Origin of the sequence: Psychrobacter sp. UBA3480, from assembly GCF_002377945.1 — a bacterium.
Taxonomy (GTDB): Bacteria; Pseudomonadota; Gammaproteobacteria; order Pseudomonadales; family Moraxellaceae; genus Psychrobacter.
The window spans coordinates 34478-53803 of the sequence record NZ_DFQV01000011.1 but is presented as its reverse complement, the minus strand read 5'-3'; the positions used below and the strand labels follow the sequence as shown (position 1 = coordinate 53803).

Annotated in this window: 15 protein-coding genes; 8 read left to right on the top strand and 7 right to left on the bottom strand. The window is 44.0% G+C overall.

The window, feature by feature from the left end; genetic code table 11:
• Window positions 1-374: 374 nt before the first annotated feature.
• From katG to B2863_RS04070, 5 genes are all read left to right on the top strand, one after another.
• Window positions 375-2558: a catalase/peroxidase HPI gene (gene katG / locus B2863_RS04090; protein WP_296207812.1), complete on the top strand. Its 2184-nt coding sequence runs from the start codon at window positions 375-377 to the stop codon at window positions 2556-2558.
• A 377-nt stretch (window positions 2559-2935) separates the two neighbouring features.
• Complete coding sequence (locus tag B2863_RS04085) at window positions 2936-3865, top strand: LysR substrate-binding domain-containing protein (RefSeq protein WP_057759664.1); 930 nt, start codon at window positions 2936-2938, stop codon at window positions 3863-3865.
• A gap of 197 nt (window positions 3866-4062) precedes the next feature.
• Entirely contained in the window at window positions 4063-6597 is a 2535-nt protein-coding gene (locus B2863_RS04080) for a membrane-bound PQQ-dependent dehydrogenase, glucose/quinate/shikimate family (RefSeq protein ID WP_296207702.1), read from the top strand.
• A gap of 347 nt (window positions 6598-6944) precedes the next feature.
• Complete coding sequence (locus B2863_RS04075; protein ID WP_296207701.1) at window positions 6945-7946, top strand: LLM class flavin-dependent oxidoreductase; 1002 nt, start codon at window positions 6945-6947, stop codon at window positions 7944-7946.
• A 48-nt stretch (window positions 7947-7994) separates the two neighbouring features.
• Window positions 7995-8159: a hypothetical protein gene (locus tag B2863_RS04070; RefSeq protein ID WP_160021934.1), complete on the top strand. Its 165-nt coding sequence runs from the start codon at window positions 7995-7997 to the stop codon at window positions 8157-8159.
• Between the two features lie 110 nt (window positions 8160-8269).
• Here B2863_RS04070 and B2863_RS04065 read toward each other — a convergent pair whose 3' ends face one another.
• From B2863_RS04065 to ispF, 5 genes are all read right to left on the bottom strand, one after another.
• Window positions 8270-9229: an AEC family transporter gene (locus B2863_RS04065; RefSeq protein WP_296207697.1), complete on the bottom strand. Its 960-nt coding sequence runs from the start codon at window positions 9227-9229 to the stop codon at window positions 8270-8272.
• 239 nt (window positions 9230-9468) lie between these two features.
• Window positions 9469-11364, bottom strand: coding sequence for a tRNA uridine-5-carboxymethylaminomethyl(34) synthesis enzyme MnmG (mnmG, locus tag B2863_RS04060; protein ID WP_296207695.1), 1896 nt, complete (start codon window positions 11362-11364; stop codon window positions 9469-9471).
• A gap of 416 nt (window positions 11365-11780) precedes the next feature.
• Window positions 11781-12341 carry a hypothetical protein gene (locus tag B2863_RS04055; protein ID WP_296207693.1) on the bottom strand — a complete coding sequence of 187 codons (561 nt, stop codon included), beginning with the start codon at window positions 12339-12341 and terminating at the stop codon, window positions 11781-11783.
• Window positions 12342-12608: 267 nt separating this feature from the next.
• Window positions 12609-12959: a Grx4 family monothiol glutaredoxin gene (grxD, locus tag B2863_RS04050; RefSeq protein WP_057759647.1), complete on the bottom strand. Its 351-nt coding sequence runs from the start codon at window positions 12957-12959 to the stop codon at window positions 12609-12611.
• 116 nt (window positions 12960-13075) lie between these two features.
• Window positions 13076-13579: a 2-C-methyl-D-erythritol 2,4-cyclodiphosphate synthase gene (ispF, locus tag B2863_RS04045; RefSeq protein WP_179797303.1), complete on the bottom strand. Its 504-nt coding sequence runs from the start codon at window positions 13577-13579 to the stop codon at window positions 13076-13078.
• A gap of 260 nt (window positions 13580-13839) precedes the next feature.
• On the opposite strand from ispF, the gene mnmA reads away from it, so the two are divergent.
• Both mnmA and purB read left to right on the top strand, forming a co-directional pair.
• Entirely contained in the window at window positions 13840-15066 is a 1227-nt protein-coding gene (mnmA, locus tag B2863_RS04040; RefSeq protein ID WP_201566632.1) for a tRNA 2-thiouridine(34) synthase MnmA, read from the top strand.
• Between the two features lie 212 nt (window positions 15067-15278).
• Window positions 15279-16670, top strand: a complete 1392-nt coding sequence (gene purB / locus B2863_RS04035; RefSeq protein ID WP_296207684.1) for an adenylosuccinate lyase — start codon at window positions 15279-15281, stop codon at window positions 16668-16670.
• A 213-nt stretch (window positions 16671-16883) separates the two neighbouring features.
• Here purB and B2863_RS04030 read toward each other — a convergent pair whose 3' ends face one another.
• Window positions 16884-17069, bottom strand: a complete 186-nt coding sequence (locus tag B2863_RS04030; RefSeq protein WP_057759633.1) for an NF038104 family lipoprotein — start codon at window positions 17067-17069, stop codon at window positions 16884-16886.
• A 190-nt stretch (window positions 17070-17259) separates the two neighbouring features.
• On the opposite strand from B2863_RS04030, the gene B2863_RS04025 reads away from it, so the two are divergent.
• On the top strand, window positions 17260-18432 hold the full coding sequence (locus B2863_RS04025; protein ID WP_296207682.1) for a cupin domain-containing protein: 1173 nt from the start codon (window positions 17260-17262) through the stop codon (window positions 18430-18432).
• A 191-nt stretch (window positions 18433-18623) separates the two neighbouring features.
• Here the strand turns inward: B2863_RS04025 and B2863_RS04020 are convergent, their stop codons facing one another.
• Entirely contained in the window at window positions 18624-19316 is a 693-nt protein-coding gene (locus tag B2863_RS04020; protein WP_101204808.1) for a 1-pyrroline-5-carboxylate dehydrogenase, read from the bottom strand.
• Window positions 19317-19326: the final 10 nt, after the last annotated feature.

The window sequence follows — 19326 nt, the reverse complement described above, 5'->3', positions numbered from 1 at the left end:
AAGCATAGGCGTTAATAACGATTGAGATAAACAAAACATCAAGTCTTTTATGATTGGTAATTTAAAACTTATAATTCTTATATATTAGTTTTATAAATCTACTCAGCTTAGTTATGCTTTGTACATAAACAACGACTACCGAGATTCACGGTTTGTTCTTTCGATTATCATAGCCTAGGAGTTATACCATGTCCGACTCAACCAATAACACCACTGACAAAAACACTGTCCCAGATGCTGCTCGTTGTCCTGTAGATCACGAAAGCAACAATAATAATGCGCCTACTAACACAACCTATGATCAGGGTGATGGTCAAGGTCCAACGATCCATAGCGAAAACGTTGATAACTCGCACGAGCCTCAGCGTCCTAGCATGGGCGGCTGTCCTGTTATGCATCAAGCGCATACCACCACTGCATCTGCTGCGACAGATTGGTGGCCAAATGCTCTAAACTTAGACATATTGCATCAGCAAGACAAAAAGACTGACCCTATGGGTGAAGACTTTGACTATGCTGAAGCTTTTAAACAGCTAGATCTAGAAGCGGTCAAAACTGATCTAAAAAACCTAATGACTGAGTCGCAAGAATGGTGGCCAGCGGATTGGGGGCACTATGGCGGTTTGATGATTCGTATGGCTTGGCATTCAGCTGGTACGTATCGCGGTGCTGATGGTCGCGGCGGCTCTAATACTGGTAACCAACGCTTTGCACCATTGAACAGCTGGCCTGATAACGTCAACCTTGATAAAGCCCGTCGTCTATTATGGCCAATCAAGAAAAAATACGGCAATAAATTGTCATGGGCTGATTTGATGATTTTGGCAGGTAACATGGCTTATGAATCTATGGGCTTTAAAACTCTAGGATTTGCTGGTGGCCGTGCTGATATCTGGCATCCAGAAAAAGACATCTACTGGGGTTCTGAGCGCGAATGGTTAGCCGCTACCAAAAACCGTTATGACAGCGACGAAGACCGTGCATCATTAGAAAACCCACTAGCAGCGGTACAAATGGGCTTGATTTATGTCAACCCTGAAGGTGTCGATGGTAACCCTGACCCACTAAAGACTGCTCAAGATATGCGTACTACCTTTGCTCGTATGTCAATGAACGATGAAGAGACGGTCGCTCTAACCGCTGGTGGACATACCGTTGGTAAATGTCATGGTAATGGTGATGCGACGATACTAGAAGACGAGCCAGAAGCTGCTGACATTAAAGAGCAAGGTCTAGGCTGGCGCAATCCTAAAGGTCGTGGTAATGCAGGCGATACTGTTTCAAGTGGTATCGAAGGCGCATGGACCACCAATCCGACCCAGTGGGACCATGGTTATTTTGAACTACTATTGAACCATGAATGGGCACTAACCAAAAGTCCAGCGGGCGCATGGCAGTGGGAACCAACTGATATCAAAGAAGAAGATCGTCCGTTAGATGCTCATGATCCAAGTGTCCGTCGTAACCCAATCATGACTGATGCAGATATGGCATTAAGCAAAGATCCTATCTATCGTGAGATTTCAGAGAAGTTCCATAACAACCCAGAATACTTTGATGAAGTGTTTGCTAGAGCGTGGTTCAAACTGACTCACCGCGATTTGGGACCTAAATCTCGTTACTTAGGTGCCGATGTACCAAGCGAAGACTTTGTATGGCAAGACCCTATTCCTACAGGTAATGCGAACTTGACTGCTGATGATATTGCAACGCTAAAATCGCAAATATTAGACAGTGACCTTAGTCGTCGTGAATTAATCATTACAGCATGGGACAGCGCTCGTACCTTCCGCGCTTCGGACTATCGCGGCGGTGCAAATGGTGCACGCATCCGTTTAGCCCCACAAAAAGACTGGGCAGGCAACGAGCCAGAACAATTACAGCGTGTGCTTGAGACATTGACCAGTATTCAGTCTGGCTTTGATAAAGACGTTAGCTTAGCAGACCTTATTGTATTGGCTGGTAACACCGCTATTGAACAAGCAGCAAACGATGCAGGTATAGATATTACTGTACCGTTTAATCCAGGTCGCGGTGATGCTGACGCTGAAATGACTGACGCCGAATCTTTCGCTGATTTAGAACCACTACATGATGGCTATCGTAACTGGATTCAGGGCGACTATGCGGTATCACCGGAAGAGATGCTGCTTGATCGTACGCAGTTGATGGGATTGACAGCACCTGAGATGGTCGTATTGCTTGGTGGTATGCGAGTGCTTGATACCAACCACGGTCAGAGCCAACATGGCGTCTTTACTGAACGCGCTGGCGTACTTACCAACGACTTCTTTGTCAATTTAACAGACATGAACTACACATGGCACCCTGTAAAAGCAGCAGACAATACTGCTAATAGCTACGAAGTACGTGAACGTGGTACAGGAAACGTCAAATGGCAAGCAAGCCGTGTAGACTTGGTATTTGGCTCTAACTCTATATTACGTGCTTATGCTGAGCTATACGCGCAGGATGACAACTTAGAGAAATTCGTTCGTGACTTCGTCCGCGCTTGGAACAAGGTTATGAATGCAGATCGCTTTGATATTGCAAAATAAACCAAGTTTGAAGTTGGTCAGTATCAACTAACTAATAGTAGTAAATATTAATAGTAATAAATAACTTTATAATCAACGAACAGCTATCTTTTAGAAGGTAGCTGTTTTTTTATACTTAATTTTTTATGCTCAATAATGACCGTTCTTTATGAGTTGTTGAGTCAAATGGTTTCACTGACTAAGCAGCATTTACTGAACGAATAATTTTTTAGCATTGCAAAATACAAATTCTATATTCATAATTATCATAAATTGATAGCTATTTATTGTATACAAGAATAATAGCTTTGTTTTACACTACTTTATTACTGTATGTTCAGACATTTTTACTTTCATATACAGACGAGGTTTGTATATTTATACAATAGGATTAAGTTATGGCAATCGACGTAGTGGTCAACCAACGGCATTTGCAGATTCAGCTCAAACAGCTAGAAACAGTATGGCATACGGTGATTAACGGTTATAACTTAAGCCAAGCGGCGACCGTGCTACATACCAGTCAATCAAGCTTATCAAAGCATATTGCTGCGCTAGAAAATCAGTTAAAGACGGAAGTATTTGTGCGCCAAGGCAAACGCCTGACGGGGCTGACTACTATGGGCACAGCGCTTATGCCGCATATCGAGTCTATCTTTGCTGAAATCCGTACCATTGAAAACCTCAGTCTAGATTTCAATAATCCAAACATCGGTACGCTGACGATAGCCACCACTCACACACAAGCGCGTTATGTACTGCCGCAAGTGGTTAAAGAGTTCAAAGATCGTTTTCCTAAAGTGAATTTGATTTTGCAACAGGCAGATCCTGAGACCATCGCTCAGATGGTCATCCGTGGTCAAGCCGATATCGGTATCGCCACTGAGTCCTTATTACATAATAATTATCTTAGATGCTATCGTTACTATGACTGGACGCATCGCGTTATCGTACCGAGTGATCACGAACTGGCTAGTCAAGAGTCTATTGACCTGCCCACGCTTGCCAGCTATCCGATTGTGACTTATCACGGTGGATTTACAGGACGCGGCGCGATTGACAAGACGTTCGACGAAGCAGGACTAGAGCCAGATATCGTATTAGCGGCGCTCGATGCCGATGTGATCAGCACCTATGTCGGTCTGGGCCTAGGTATTGGTATCATCGCAGAAATGGCATTTGAGCCAAGCCATTATCAAAACCTGACTGCCATACCCGTCGATCATTTTGGTCGCTTTACCAGTTGGATGGCGGTACGCGATGATGCAGAAATCCGTCAATATGGTCGCGCTTTCATGGAGCTATGCCAAAAGCAATTTGCAAATTAATGAGCATTTGTTAAATAAAGTATCTCAGACTTGCTCACCCTTACTAGACTGAGCTGTGGATGATAAAATAGATTCTAGAACGTTATTCAATGTTTCTTTTATATATTATTCACACTTGTATTGATATTTGGTCGAATGAAGTTGACTAAATATCAATACATATTAACTTGCTCTTCTGTAAACAGGTGATACCGCTCATGGAAAAATTCGTAGCGATCATTATGGCAATTTTTGCCGCCCCCCTACTCATTGGCGGCGCTTATTTATTGTCCTTAGGCGGTAGTCCTTACTACCTCATTGCTGGCGTTATTATACTAACGACAGCTTTTTTATTGTTCAAAAAACACTGGAGTGCTTACGGGTTATATGCGCTATTTATCGTAGCAACCATGGCTTGGGCACTTTGGGAATCTGGGTTCTATTGGTGGGCGCTAGCACCTCGAGTTGGCTTCCCGCTCATCTTCGGTTTGCTCATGCTATTGCCATGGGTATCCAACAAAATGCGTGGGCCTAAAACTCAAGTAGCTTCAAATAGCACACCAACCACAAGCAATGTTAAGAAAAGCCCTCTGTATTATTGGGGTCTGCTCGTAAGCGTAATCGTAGGTGCACTACTCTCTTTTGGTAGTCTAGCCAATAATGCCACTGACAAACTCGGTGAGCTTGATTTGAATGCTGCAAATGATGACGAGCAAAACGTCAGCTCAGATGAGACCTCAGCTAACCTTGGTGACCCATTATCAAACGGTCAGCAAACGCCAGATGGCGAGTGGAGCGCGTATGGTCGTACTGATTATGGTCAGCGCTACTCGCCTCTAGATAAAATCAATACCGATAATGTCAAAGATTTAGAACTGGCATGGCAAATCCAAACAGGTGATGTCAAAGGGCCTAACGATGTCGGTGAGACCACTTATCAGGCAACGCCATTAAAAATCGGTAACGGTTTATACCTATGTACCCCTCACAACTGGGTACTAGCGCTAGATGCCGACTCTGGTGAGACGCTGTGGAAGTTTGATCCTCAAGTAGAGGAAAACTTACAACGTCAGCACCAAACCTGTCGCGGTGTGTCTTATTATGCTGGTCAAGCAACCAGTCCTGACCCTATCTCTACCGCTGCTAATAATTCAGCAGAGAATAGCAACAGTACAGCTAGCCCCGTGCAAGTACAGAAAATTGCTGGCAATACCTTTGAAAACGCATCTAAGCAATGCGATGCCAAGATATTTATCCCAACTTCTGATGCGAAACTATATGCACTCGATCCAAATACTGGGCAACGCTGCCAAGATTTTGGTGATGATGGTGCACTAGACTTGATGCATAACATGCCGTTCAATCAAGCAGGTTACTATTATTCTACGTCACCACCAGTTATCGCGGGTGATACCATTATCGTCGCTGGTGCTGTCAATGATAACTATGATGTTAACTCGCCATCTGGTGTGATCCGTGCGTATGATGTCAATACTGGTGAGCTTCTTTGGAACTGGGACTCAGGCGATCCTGATAATACAGCGCCTTTCGATGTCAATGATCCAACCCAAACTTATAAGACCAGTTCGCCAAATTCATGGTCAGTCGCTACTGCCGACGAAGAGCTTGGATTGGCATATTTCCCTATGGGTAACCGTACGCCGGATCAGCTAGGCAGTTATCGAAATGCCGCTGAAGAAAAATATGCAACGTCTGTTGTCGCTCTAGATATCGAAACTGGTGAAGCGCGCTGGGTTCAGCAGTTTGTCCATCATGACCTTTGGGACATGGACACGCCTGCTCAGCCAACCTTACTTGATCTAGATACTGCCGACGGCGTACAGCCTGCGCTGGTTGTACCAACCAAACAAGGCGATGTATACGTCTTGAACCGCGCAACGGGCGAGCCTATTGTACCGATTAAGGAGCGTCCTGCACCGCAAGGCTATCTCATAGCGGGAGAGCACGCAGCGCCAACTCAGCCTTATTCTGGCTTGAGCTTTGAGCCTGAACCACTGACTGAAAAAGACATGTGGGGTGCCAGTCTCGTTGATCAAATGATGTGCCGTATTGAGTTCAATAAGCTCAACTATGATGGTCGCTATACCCCACCATCAACCAATGGTAGCTTGGTCTATCCTGGTAACTTTGGTACCTTTAACTGGGGCGGTATTGCAGTCGATCCTGAGAATGGCGTGATGTTCGGTATGCCAACATATTTGGCGTTTACCTCAAAACTCATTCCTAGAGATACGTTGGGCGATGCAGAAACCAATAAAGGCGAGCAAGGCGTCAATGCCAATGAAGGTGCAGATTATGCAGTAGAATTGGGTCCCTTCTTGTCACCATTAGGCGTACCTTGTCAGCAGCCACCATGGGGCACAATCGCTGGTGCTGATCTAGCCACAGGTGATATCGCTTATCAACGCAAAAATGGTACGGTACAAGACTTGTCTCCTATTCCTATCAAACTGGAATTGGGCGTACCTGGTATCGGTGGACCTATCATCACTAAAGGCGGCGTCGCGTTCTTGTCAGCGGCGACAGAAAACAACTTCCGAGCTTATGACTTGAAAAATGGCGACGTACTATGGAATGTCCGTATTCCAGCAGGTGGTCAAGCCACGCCAATGACTTACTTAAACTCTAAAGGTGAGCAAATGGTCGTATTGGTCGCAGGTGGTCATGGTTCAGTTGGAACAACCATTGGTGATTATGTCTTAGCTTATAAGCTTGGTGACCAAGATAAATAATGTTGCACTTGGTGCTTAAGATAATGATAAATTAAATAACCATTATCTTATAATCGACTAATTAGACAAGCAGGTAACCTAGGTTGCCTGCTTTTTTTAATGCCATCTTTTTTTAATGCCATAGTGTAATGCTGCTAAATCCTTTTATGACCTCACTTATGGTTTATTTATCGCTTATTTTGACCAACGACAACCTTTATAAATACAGATTAATAATTGTTAAGCGAGCTTAAAAACAGAGTTAGCTGGCTTTGTTATGATTCATTAACAGTGACTAGCGGCACTTGAAACTACCACTGTCTATAAGCATATCAGTAGAAAATAATTTACACACTACTGGAACATTTATGAGTAACAAAATCCCTTTATCTTTTTTAGATCTTGCGCCTGTCCCTCAAGGCAAAACCATCGCTGAAGGCATCGCCCAAACGGTCGAAACCGCACAGCAAGCAGAAAAATCAGGCTTAAATCGCTACTGGATGGCAGAGCATCACAATATGCCCGGTATTGCCAGTGCAGCCACTTCAGTACTACTATCGCATATCGGTAGTCAAACTAGTCGTATCCGTATTGGTGCTGGCGGCGTTATGCTACCTAACCATGCCCCTCTCGTGATTGCTGAGCAGTTTGGTACTTTGCAGGCACTATATGGCGACCGTGTAGACTTAGGTCTAGGCCGTGCACCTGGTACTGATGGTGCGACGTTTCAGGCACTTCGTCGACAAATGAAAGATGCAGAACGCTTTCCACAAGATGTGCAAGAGCTGATGTATTTCCTAGGTAATGATACAGATGGCAGTCCTGTACAGGCATTCCCTGGTGCAAAATCAGGCATACCGATTTGGATATTAGGCTCTTCTCTATTTGGTGCGACCTTGGCTGCACATTTTGGGCTGCCTTATGTGTTTGCCTCTCACTTCGCTCCGCAAATGCTTGGACAAGCAACTGAGGCTTACCGTGAACAGTTCAAACCATCTGTCTATCTAGATAAGCCTTATGTGATGCTGGCAGCTAACTTATTGCTGGCTGATGATGATGCGACCGCGCAGTATCACTTTACCTCAGCACAGCAAAGCTTTGTACGTCTGCGCCGTGGCGAAACAGGTCAAATGCCTAAGCCTACTCACGATATGGACAGTATCTGGAGTCAAGCAGAGAAAATGATGGTAGATAATGCATTGTCAGTATCATTCATTGGCTCTGTCGACACGGTCAAACCAAGACTCGCTGCGTTTTTGGCAACCTATCAGCCAGATGAGCTTATCGTGACGGCCAATATCTATGATCAAGCCGCCCGTATCCGTTCACTTGAACTTACACCGGAGCTAAACTTATTTACTTTACAATGAAATGAGACACTTGCATAATTATTGATGAACCTTAACTGGATTTTTGACATGGAAGCAACTCCCATTATCGGTGCATCGCTCATGATTGGCTCGTCAATATTTATGTATATCATCGCCTTTCTTGCAGTTATGGCTATTGGTGGTTATTTGACCTACCGTACTAGCCCAAAGCGCAAGCAGCGCCGTGAAGACAAGCGTAATAGTGAACGCTAGATTAATACCAAAAGCCCTCTTTTCTTATTTGAAAAGAGGGCTTTTTTAAGGCTATCAAAGTTAGATAAAGCGAAAGTACTTACTTATTTAAAAATAGTACAAAATCTGCATTACATTAACCCAAGTGCACGTAACGACGCTGCCCCAATCGCCATACCAAACATGCCGACAACGGTAGTAAAGGCAAGTATATTGGCAGCGAGTACATCATTGCCACCCATTGCTTTTGCCATGACATAGCTGGCTGCAGCTGTTGGTGATGCGACCATCAAAAACAACACCCCCATATGCACGCCTGATAGCCCAAATCCGAGCCCAACAGCGATAGCAATTAATGGTGCAATGACAATTCGCCCAATGCTTGCTTGCATGGATAAGCCCGAAGGATGCAACATAGACTTTAGGTTAATACTAGCACCCGCACAGATCAGTGCTAACGGCAGAGCCACCGCTGCTAATAAGTCGCCAGTCGTATGAATCACACCAGTGAGTGGCGGTAATGGTAGTGCCTTATAGACGAACGCCCCAACCAGTGCCAAAATCAAAGGATTGGTCAGTAACTTTTTCACAATCATCGTACCGCGACTAACCCATGTGTCATCCACGCTTTTGGATACGCGGCTCAAGGTAATGACTGCCAAGATATTAAACAGTATCGTTACCACGCCCATATAGACAGCACCGATACTTAATCCTTGTGCGCCGTAAGCGTTGGCTACGGTTGCAAGGCCAATGATGGCCATGTTGCTACGGAATACGCCTTGTACAAACACGCCTTGGTCTTCAGGACGCTTGACGAAGCGTTTGGCGTAAAACTCTGCGCCAATAAATAATATAAACGTCACCAAGATACCAACAAGGATAAGCGTAATTTGCTTACCATAATCGACGTCGCTATCAACCACACTAAAAAACAATAAACACGGCAAGCAATAATTAAAGACAAAACTTGATGCCTGATCGATAAAAGTTTGGCTTGCTTCACCGCGTCGTTGCATAAAAAAACCCAACCACATTAAGAAAAGGTTGGGTAAGACAATGGTAATAGCAAAAACAATAGCATCAATCATAAGTAGACTCAGTTCGGTGACAAGCCCATGAATATATGGACATCATCGAGAAAAATTAACAAGTAGTAAGAAAATTTACTGACCTAGTATAGAGACAAAGTAGCAAGTAGGACAAGGTTACATATGATTTTCTTTCAAAATCGATCGTTTTTTTGGCAAACAAAAGCCCGTAACGAAATATCGTTACGGGCTTTTTATACGATAAGTGCTTTATAATAAAAGGCTTTATTGCATAGCTATTATGAGTCCAATGCAGCTTTTACTTTTTTATGCTTTTTAACTGTCATCGCCAATAACTGAATGGCAGCAGGGGTTACACCGCTTACGCGTCCCGCTTGAGCTAGCGTCGCAGGACGAACTTGCGTAAGTTTCTGTACTATCTCGTTTGATAGACCTGACACGATACTATAATCAAAATCTAACGGTAGCGCCGTATTTTCTAGTCGCTTCATTTGGTCGATATCTTCTTGTTGACGATCGATATAGCCGGCATATTTGACAGAAATCTCTATCTGCTCGCCCACTTGTGCATCAACGGTTGAGTCCGTGATAGCCGCGATATCAGCAAAATGTATTTGCGGACGCTTTAGCAAATCAAAGGCAGTCGACTCTTTAGACAGCACTTCACCTGTTTGCTCAGTCACTTGCTTACCTAAAGCATTAGCAGGCGTGGCCCACATATCTTTTAGGCGTGAGGTTTCTGTCGCGATGGCTTCCATTTTTTCTTGATAGGCCTGCCAGCGTACATCGTCTACTAGACCTAGCTTACGACCAGTCTCAGTCAAACGTTGATCGGCATTGTCTTCACGTAAGAGCAAGCGATATTCTGCACGGCTCGTAAACATACGATAAGGCTCGGTAGTACCGTGGGTAATCAAGTCATCGACAAGCACACCGAGATACGCTTCATCGCGGCGCGGTGTCCATGTGTCAAACTCGCTATTGTTGGTAGTGACCAATGCCGCATTGGTACCGGCAAGCAAACCTTGTACGCCCGCTTCTTCATAGCCTGTCGTACCGTTGATCTGACCCGCAAAGTACAGACGATCAATCGACTTGGTTTCAAGCGTTGGCTTTAGGTTTTGTGGATCAAAGTAATCATACTCAATCGCATAACCTGGACGAGTAATATGGGCGTTTTCTAAGCCTTTCATACTATGAATAAAGTCTAACTGCACATCAAATGGCAAACTGGTTGAGATACCATTTGGATATAGCTCATGCGTAGTCAGACCTTCTGGCTCGATAAAGATCTGATGGCTGTCTTTATCCGCAAAACGATGAATCTTATCTTCGATAGATGGGCAATAACGCGGGCCTACGCCTTCGATTTTGCCAGAGAACATTGGCGAACGGTCAAGGTTTTCACGAATGATGTCATGAGTACGCGCATTGGTATGCGTGATATAGCAATTGACCTGCTCAGGATGCATAGAAACATCACCCATATAGCTCATTACTGGCAATGGCGTATCACCTGGCTGCACCGTCATTACACTGAAATCAACACTACGCGCATCGATACGAGCTGGCGTACCCGTTTTTAGACGACCAACTGGCAGCTTAAGCTCACGCAAACGATCTGCCAACTTGATAGAAGGCTGATCCCCTGCACGGCCACCATTTGAGTTCTCCATACCAATATGAATGACGCCGCCTAAGAAAGTACCTGAGGTCAGTACCACTGTTTCGGTCTTAAAGATAATACCTGTAGAAGTAACTACTGCCGTCGCACGACCGTTTTCGACCAAGATATCATCAGCGGCTTGCTGGAATATATCTAGGTTTGGCTGGTTTTCTAGCGTATGGCGGATAGCCGCTTTGTACAAGATACGGTCTGCTTGCGCACGCGTGGCACGAACAGCAGCCCCTTTACGACTGTTTAGTACGCGGAACTGAATACCAGCCTTGTCCGTTGCCAGCGCCATTGCACCGCCCAACGCATCAATCTCACGCACCAGATGCGATTTACCGATACCACCAATCGCAGGGTTACAACTCATCTGCCCGAGCGTCTCAATATTATGCGTCAACAATAAGGTCTGTGCGCCCATACGTGCAGCCGCCAGAGCAGCTTCTGTACCAGCATGACCACCGCCGATCACTATCACGTCGTAATGTTTTGGGTATTGCATGTGTGCCTCACTTGACTCATAACGCTGCTAATTGCCATATCCTATGTTCAAATAAGAAAACAGGCAGCAAATAAACGTCAGTCGAATTTATAAGAAGATAACGACTCAGATAAGTCGTTCATAATTGGTTAGGGCGTGTTCTTATTTTGAAAATGGTGATAAAAATGAGGTAAATTGCAGTCAAACAAGGAAAGTAGCGCAGATAATATCAGGATATTAACCAGCTATTTGACATAGTTTGGCAATATTTAACCATTTTTAGCCCATTCAGATGCTTTTGTTCAGATTAAGGACACGCCCTGAATAACCCATAATTATAACAATTTTTTGTTACTTAAAAAACGTTAGAACAAAAACTATTAAAATTAAGCGAAAAGTTCTCTACTCTAGTTACTGTCTTGCTAGTTGTCGCCTTACTAGTTACTGTTTTGATTATTATTTTGGTTATTATTGCCAGGGCTAAGCGGTACGATCTGATCTGATTGCCCACTAGACAGCATATGATGACTACCATACCCTTCTGGATTGATCTGTAGATAGGCGTTCATTTGACCAATTGCCTCACCATCATCACTGGCTAAAATCTGCTCTTTGATGAGATCAACTGGCGGTAACGGTAAGTTTTTAAGCAATGCCAAGCGTTGATGGTTATCACCCTTGTTGACTACCAACTCGATAAGCTGACGAGCATCGATAGGCAAATCTGGTGTGTTCTGTGCTAAAAGTGCCAAATGATAAGCACCTGCAGGATCTTGGTCTACAACGATGCGCTGCTCGATAGCCACATACGTCGCTTCAGTTGCACCGCCTGCCACACTAAGCTGATGAATACATTTAAGTGCTGAGTATGACTCATTATTAGCAATCTCAATAATGCGTGTCGATTCGTTTTTTAGACGTTCACGGCGTTTTTCAATCGCCGCCTGCTCAGCCGCTTCTTTTTGCTCATTTAACTGTTCGCTGGTTTGGTTATTCATAAAGCTCTCTTACTCATCTGATAATTATTATTTATATCGCTGGTATCTTGGACACTATATGGGGGTAAATCCTATAAAAACAACGAAACCTAATGACATAGGCGCGCGGAAATACTAATGGGGACAATAATAAATACGGTACTAACGATATTAATAGCGACAATAAAAAAACCCAAATAGCCATCAAATGACTATCTGGGTTTGCTGTACTTGTGTCTTGCAAAGGCTAATTAGACATCAAAGACATCCAATTCACACTTTCAAGTCTTAAGCAGCAGGGCTGTTTGCTTCAACCAATGGCTTTAGCTCGCCTGATTGATACATCTGTAAGATGATGTCTGATCCACCCATTAACTCGCCATCAATCCATAATTGCGGGAACGTTGGCCAGTTCGCAATTTTTGGCAACGTTGCACGGATTTCTGGGTTTTCTAAAATATTTACAAACGCAAATGGACGACCAATCTGAGTCAACACTTCGATAGAGCGCGCTGAAAAGCCACACTGTGGAAATTGCGGTGTGCCTTTCATGTAGATAATAACTTTATTGTCACGGATTTGATCACGGATCAATTGTTCAACGTCGTTTGCAGCAGTGTTTGGGGTTTGCTCACTCATAAAAGCTCCTATTGATAAAGCGGTTCATTAAAATGATTATTTATATAAAATAATTGTGTAAAGACGTGGCTGATACATGGGGCGACTGCCGCTGTATTACAAGCACGAATTGCGATCTATGTAGGTTCGATAGCATTAGGGACTAATAATACCACGGCATTGGCCATGATGCCCTCTTGACGACCCGTAAATCCCAATTTTTCAGTTGTGGTGGCTTTCACACTGATATTGCTAATATCCGTTTGCAGGTCACTAGCGATATTGGCGCGCATGGCTAGATTATGCGGCGCTAACTTTGGACGTTCACACATTACGGTAATATCAGCATTGCCTAGGCTGTAACCAGCCTCTTGCACTTTACTATAAACATAACGCAGCAGTACTCGTGAATCCAATCCAGCATGTGCCGCATCGGTATCGGGGAAATGCTGCCCGATATCACCAAGCGCCAATGCACCAAGTAGCGCGTCAGCCAATGCATGCAAGACCACATCCCCATCAGAGTGTGCGAGCAAACTGTGAGTATGCTCAATAGGCACGCCCGCTAGGATGACATATTGTTGCTGCTGACCATTATTATGAAAAGCATGAACATCGATACCTTGACCAATTTTTATCATTATTATTCCAAGATGAGTTAAAGGTGATTAAAATAATTCAAAACCACTATCTGAATTTTCAAAGCGGTTTTACTAGTAGCCAGACACCATCGGTCGCCACCAGTTTCAATTAACTGGTATAATATGACGTTTATTTTATCATAATACCAGATCCAAAAGACAAGCTGACGTTGTTGTGCTGAGACTACGTATTGTAGTGATTGCATAACACTTGGCGTCGGCATGTACTTTGGATAACGTATAAATAGTTGAGCCGTTTTATGTCAGCCATACAAAATACCTCAAGCACAACCGTTTCTGAGTCTTTTAATGCTCATCGCCCTTTAACACTTGCTGATGTTGAAAATCCTAGCACCAAGCATGTGATCGTCGGTATGTCAGGCGGGGTCGATTCTTCTGTATCAGCCGTATTACTTCAACAGGCAGGCTTCAAGGTCGAAGGCTTGTTTATGAAGAACTGGGAAGAAGATGATGGCACTGAATACTGTACAGCAATGGATGATTTAGCAGACGCGCAAGCCGTATGTGACAAAATCGGTATGAAGCTGCACACGGCCAACTTTGCTATGGAATACTGGGATCGCGTATTCGAGCACTTTTTGGCAGAATATAAAGCAGGACGCACCCCAAACCCTGATATCTTGTGCAATAAAGAAATCAAGTTTAAGGCGTTTTTGGACTATGCATTGACCCTTGGTGCAGATTATATCGCTACAGGTCACTATACGCGTCGCAGTGTGAACTATACCAATGCTGAAGGTGACGAGGTTGCACAGCTCTTACGCGGTCTTGATAACAATAAAGACCAAAGCTATTTCTTGCATGCGGTTGGCGGTGACAAAATCGCCAAAACACTATTCCCAGTTGGTGAGCTTGAAAAGCCAGTGGTACGTCAGATTGCTGAAGAGCATGACCTAGCGACGGCTAAAAAGAAAGACTCTACGGGTATTTGCTTTATTGGTGAGCGCCGTTTTAAAGACTTCTTACAGCAATATCTGCCTGCTCAAAAAGGCGAGATACTTACTGATGATAATAAAGTCATCGGTACTCATGATGGCCTCATGTATTACACATTGGGTCAACGTGGCGGCATCGGTATTGGCGGTGTTAAAGACCGTCCTGAAGAACCATGGTTTGTATTGGCAAAAGACTTAGAGAAAAATCGTTTAATCGTCGGTCAAGGGCATGAACATCCCATGCTAATGAGCAACGAGCTAAAAGCCTATAAGCTCGATTGGATCGACGGTCTACCGCCTGCGGATGTATTTAGCGACGAAGGCCTAGCCTGTATGGAAAAGTCTCGCTATCGCCAGCCAGATCAAGCGTGTCGCGTATTTGCGACCAATGCTGATGGCAGCGAAGTGCGCGTGGTATTTGATGAGCCACAGCGCGCTGTCACCCCTGGTCAGTCAGCGGTATTTTATATCGATGAAGTATGTCTAGGCGGCGGCGTGATTGAATCTATCGATGCACCTTGCGGATTCTAATTGATTCCTAAGACCCAACCTAAAGCACAGATGTTGACGCAGTGCATAGATTGATTTTAACGGACGTCAACATCGCTTTATTTGCATAGACCGCTTTTTTAATATCATATTTCTGCTATATTACGCGCAACGATTTCGACGTCGTTTATTATATGGTAATTTTTTATCTAGACTCTTGCAGTTTTTTATTTCATAACTACTGAGGCATAACCATGACCCCACTTACCGCTCTCTCTCCAATTGATGGTCGTTACGCATCAAAGGCTGACAGCTTACGTCCTTATTTATCTGAATTTGGTCTAATCAAAGCCCGCGTTACGGTAGAGATTCGCTGGTTGCAGTCTTTAGCTGACAACAGCGCAATTGGTGAATTAGCAGCATTTGATGACCAGACCAACGCTTTTTTGAATGCAATCGTTGATGACTTTAGCGAAGCAGATGCTCAAGCTATTAAAGACATTGAAGCGACGACCAATCATGATGTAAAAGCGGTTGAGTACTTTATCAAAGACAAGTTCCGTGGTCAGGATGCCTTGATTGACTCACTTGAGTTCATTCACTTTGCCTGTACCAGTGAAGACATCAATAACCTATCGTATGCATTGATGCTCAAAGACAGCCGCGAGCTAGTCGTTGCCAAAATGCAGCAAGTGACTGATAGCATCGTTGACTTATCTATTGCTCACGCTGAGCAGCCAATGTTATCACGTACACATGGTCAGACAGCCAGTCCAACGACACTTGGTAAAGAGATGGCAAACGTAGCCTATCGCCTAGCCCGTCAAATCAAGCAAATCAATCAAGTAGAGCTATTAGGTAAAATCAACGGCGCCGTTGGTAATTATAATGCGCATTTTTCAGCGTATCCTGATGTCGACTGGCAGAGCCATGCTGAAGCGTTTATCAATCAGCGTTTAGAGCTAACGTTTAACCCTTATACGACTCAAATCGAGCCACACGACTATATCGCTGAATTGTTTGATGCCGTTAAGCGCTTCAATACAATCTTGATCGATTTCAACCGTGATATTTGGCAATATATTAGCTTAGGCTATTTTAAGCAGCGCCTAAAAGACGGTGAAGTTGGTTCTTCTACTATGCCACATAAAGTTAATCCAATTGACTTTGAAAACTCTGAAGGTAACTTAGGCGTTGCCAATGCGATGCTGGCCCATTTGGGTGAGAAGCTACCAATTTCACGTATGCAGCGTGACCTATCGGACTCAACGGTATTGCGTAATATCGGTGTTGGTCTAGCACAGAGCATGATTGCGTTTGATGCTTGTCTAAAAGGTGTGGGCAAACTTGAGCTAAATGCACAGCGTTTAAATGATGACTTGAATCAAGCGCAAGAAGTATTGGCAGAGCCGATTCAAACGGTCATGCGTCGCTACCGTGTTGAAAACCCATACGAGAAACTAAAAGCCTTGACTCGTGGTAATGCCATGACTCGTGAAGCCATGCTAACCTTCGTAGAAAGCGATGAGCTATCGGCAGTTAGTGATGCGGACAAAGAACGTCTACGTGCATTGACGCCTGCTACTTATATCGGTAATGCCGCTGAGCAAGCACGCGCTATTAAAGAATGGATTGCCAAGCTTTAATAACTGATAAGAGCATACTGGTAATGAAATCAAACTAGAAAGGTAGGAGCGCCTAGTATTATTTACTCGCTCCTACCTTTCTAGCACTTTTATCTTATTCAGTTGTTATCTTAATAGCTAGTATCTGAATAAAAAGTAACCTTACTTTGAACGCTATGATTGGTTTTGATTCGATTGCTTTTGATTCAAAACCCATAGTCGATAAGTAAGGTTTTATTTTTTATCATCATCGTCATCACTGTCGCCTGGTATGATGGCTTTACCCACAGCAACGGTTCCTTTGACCACGCCTTTGGTAGTTTTATAAGCGATTTTTGCGGGTACTGTGACGATTTTATGGACACAGGCTTGTAGCAAAAACACGCTAGCGATGATGACAACAAAATGCAGCTTTTTCATAACGTTCCTACGATTGAGTGGATGCTCTGCTGACAGCTATTGTTTTGATAATCGTTATTGCTTATATGTACTATATAAACGTCACCAAAATAATAGATATCAAATAGATGACAATCTTAAACTATTAAAACCTTCCTATAAAGCATCCCTTATTATTAATCTTGTACACCGTCAAAATATGGATTTATCAATGACTTCTATTCCTCTTTGTTTACCCGACTCTATTACGCCTGAGCAATTCTTATCTGAATACTGGCAAAAGAAGCCACTGCTTATCAAGCAAGGGTTGCCGCAGCTGATTAACATGTTTGAGCCAGATGACATGATTGGTCTTGCACTTGAAGAAGATGCTAGCGCAAGACTGCTGACTCAAGCAGCTAGTAAAAAAGAAGGTCAGGCACAGTGGCAACTTAAAAAAAGTCCACTGAATGAAGCGGATTTTGAAAACCTACCAGAGCAATGGACCGTATTGGTGCAGAATCTTGAGCAATGGTCGCCAGAACTTGGTCAGTTGTGGCAAGCATTTGACTTCATTCCGCAATGGCAGCGCGATGACATCATGGTATCTTACGCACCAGCAGGTGGTTCGGTTGGTAAGCATTATGACGACTACGATGTATTTTTGGCACAAGGCTATGGCTCTAGACGTTGGCAGTTGGGCAAGTTTTGTGATGACCAGACAGAGTTTGTTGCTGATGAGCCGCTTCGTTTATTTGACGACATGGGCGAACTGATCTTTGATGAGATACTAGAAGCGGGTGATGTCCTTTATGTACCGCCGAAATTATCACATTTCGGTGTGGCACAAAATGACTGTTTGACTTTCTCGTTTGGTTGCCGCCGTCCAAACCTGATGCAAATCATTGATAGCGTGGCCGATATTGCGACTAACGACAGTAAGCTATTTATCCCGATGCTACTACCGCAAGCGCTACAAGCGTCAGGTGAATTGCAAGCAGATAGTATTGCGGCTATCAAGGCACAATTGCTAGAAATGCTACAATCCGATCGCGGTGATGATATGATTCGCCAAGCAGTCTCTGAAGTGGTTAGTAAGCGCCAATATGATGCGCTGATGCCAGAAGAAACGTTAGATACCGATGAGCTTATGCAAGCGCTATCAGAAGGGGCCACATTGCAGGCGGACTATAGCAACCGCCTACTCTATAGCCAGACCACTGATGGCACCGTGCTGTACGCCAATGGTCAACGTATCGATGGGCTCGATGAAACTGCGATAGCAGTACTATTACGCTTAGCCAATGGTGAAGCATTACAACATAGCGATGTCACCGATGTTGATGCAGATGACTTGAGCGAATGGCTAGAGAATGGCTGGGTATGGGTTGATATTTCTGAATAACATCCTGTCATCAGGCTTCAGTTAAACAGCATAAATAAAAAAACCGCTATCTGATAATTATTCAGATAGCGGTTTTTTCTTATACATTTTTTGCAATTACTAGTTTGGCATTTATAGCGCTACCAAACACCGCTTAGTCTTTATGGAAGTCAATATAAAAGCTAAGCGGATTCGTAATTAATGCAGTTCTTCTACTCTGTACCAAGCTCAAGCAAGCTCGCGTTACCACCGATTGCTGTGGTGTTGATAGTCTTGACTCGCTCAGTGACAAAGCGATGCAGGTAGTCAGGCGTTAGCATTTCTGACAAGCCTTCCATATCAGTGACACTGATAACCTGTGTCAAAATACCGTCAGTATTGGCAAGCTCTTGACTAATAGCTTGCACCTCGCTGCGGCTACCAGAGACAGCCACTTGTGCTAGACGATCGATGTATAAAAGCGTGACCGTTTGCGAATCGTTAGCCACACTTAATACATCTTCGCTGATACCTGTGTCGTGCAGTATCTTAGCAGCTTCATTACACATCTCATCTTGGCTTGGGCAATGCAATATAACTTCATTACCTGTTAGGAGTGCCGCGATAAGCTGACCTAATACTGCCATGGCTCTAGCAGTTTCGCCGCCGATGACCATCGTCTTACCACGACCAGTCACATACAAGTCATTGGACTCGCCTGTTGCCCCTGTCATACGATGCATCTCATCCAAGCTAGGCGCAGCGCTCAACAAATGGTTGAATAAACGCTTTGCTTTATTGGCATCACCAGTGAGCAATGCCAGTTTTGGAATGGCTGCTTGTAGATACGTTGCGCGATTGACTGCGCCGAGTAATCGCCAAGATTCACAAACCTGGGCATGATTTTTTTTGAATTCAGTCGCCATGTTGCTACTC

Coding starts and splice junctions, on each gene's coding strand:
- B2863_RS04075 (WP_296207701.1), top strand. CDS start 6,945: ATGAGTAACAAAATCCCTTTATCTTTTTTAGATCTTGCGCCTGTCCCT.
- B2863_RS04085 (WP_057759664.1), top strand. CDS start 2,936: ATGGCAATCGACGTAGTGGTCAACCAACGGCATTTGCAGATTCAGCTC.
- B2863_RS04065 (WP_296207697.1), bottom strand. CDS start 9,229: ATGATTGATGCTATTGTTTTTGCTATTACCATTGTCTTACCCAACCTT.
- purB (WP_296207684.1), top strand. CDS start 15,279: ATGACCCCACTTACCGCTCTCTCTCCAATTGATGGTCGTTACGCATCA.
- grxD (WP_057759647.1), bottom strand. CDS start 12,959: ATGAGTGAGCAAACCCCAAACACTGCTGCAAACGACGTTGAACAATTG.
- ispF (WP_179797303.1), bottom strand. CDS start 13,579: ATGATAAAAATTGGTCAAGGTATCGATGTTCATGCTTTTCATAATAAT.
- mnmA (WP_201566632.1), top strand. CDS start 13,840: ATGTCAGCCATACAAAATACCTCAAGCACAACCGTTTCTGAGTCTTTT.
- B2863_RS04070 (WP_160021934.1), top strand. CDS start 7,995: ATGGAAGCAACTCCCATTATCGGTGCATCGCTCATGATTGGCTCGTCA.
- B2863_RS04025 (WP_296207682.1), top strand. CDS start 17,260: ATGACTTCTATTCCTCTTTGTTTACCCGACTCTATTACGCCTGAGCAA.
- B2863_RS04055 (WP_296207693.1), bottom strand. CDS start 12,341: ATGAATAACCAAACCAGCGAACAGTTAAATGAGCAAAAAGAAGCGGCT.
- B2863_RS04030 (WP_057759633.1), bottom strand. CDS start 17,069: ATGAAAAAGCTGCATTTTGTTGTCATCATCGCTAGCGTGTTTTTGCTA.
- B2863_RS04020 (WP_101204808.1), bottom strand. CDS start 19,316: ATGGCGACTGAATTCAAAAAAAATCATGCCCAGGTTTGTGAATCTTGG.
- katG (WP_296207812.1), top strand. CDS start 375: ATGGGCGGCTGTCCTGTTATGCATCAAGCGCATACCACCACTGCATCT.
- B2863_RS04080 (WP_296207702.1), top strand. CDS start 4,063: ATGGAAAAATTCGTAGCGATCATTATGGCAATTTTTGCCGCCCCCCTA.
- mnmG (WP_296207695.1), bottom strand. CDS start 11,364: ATGCAATACCCAAAACATTACGACGTGATAGTGATCGGCGGTGGTCAT.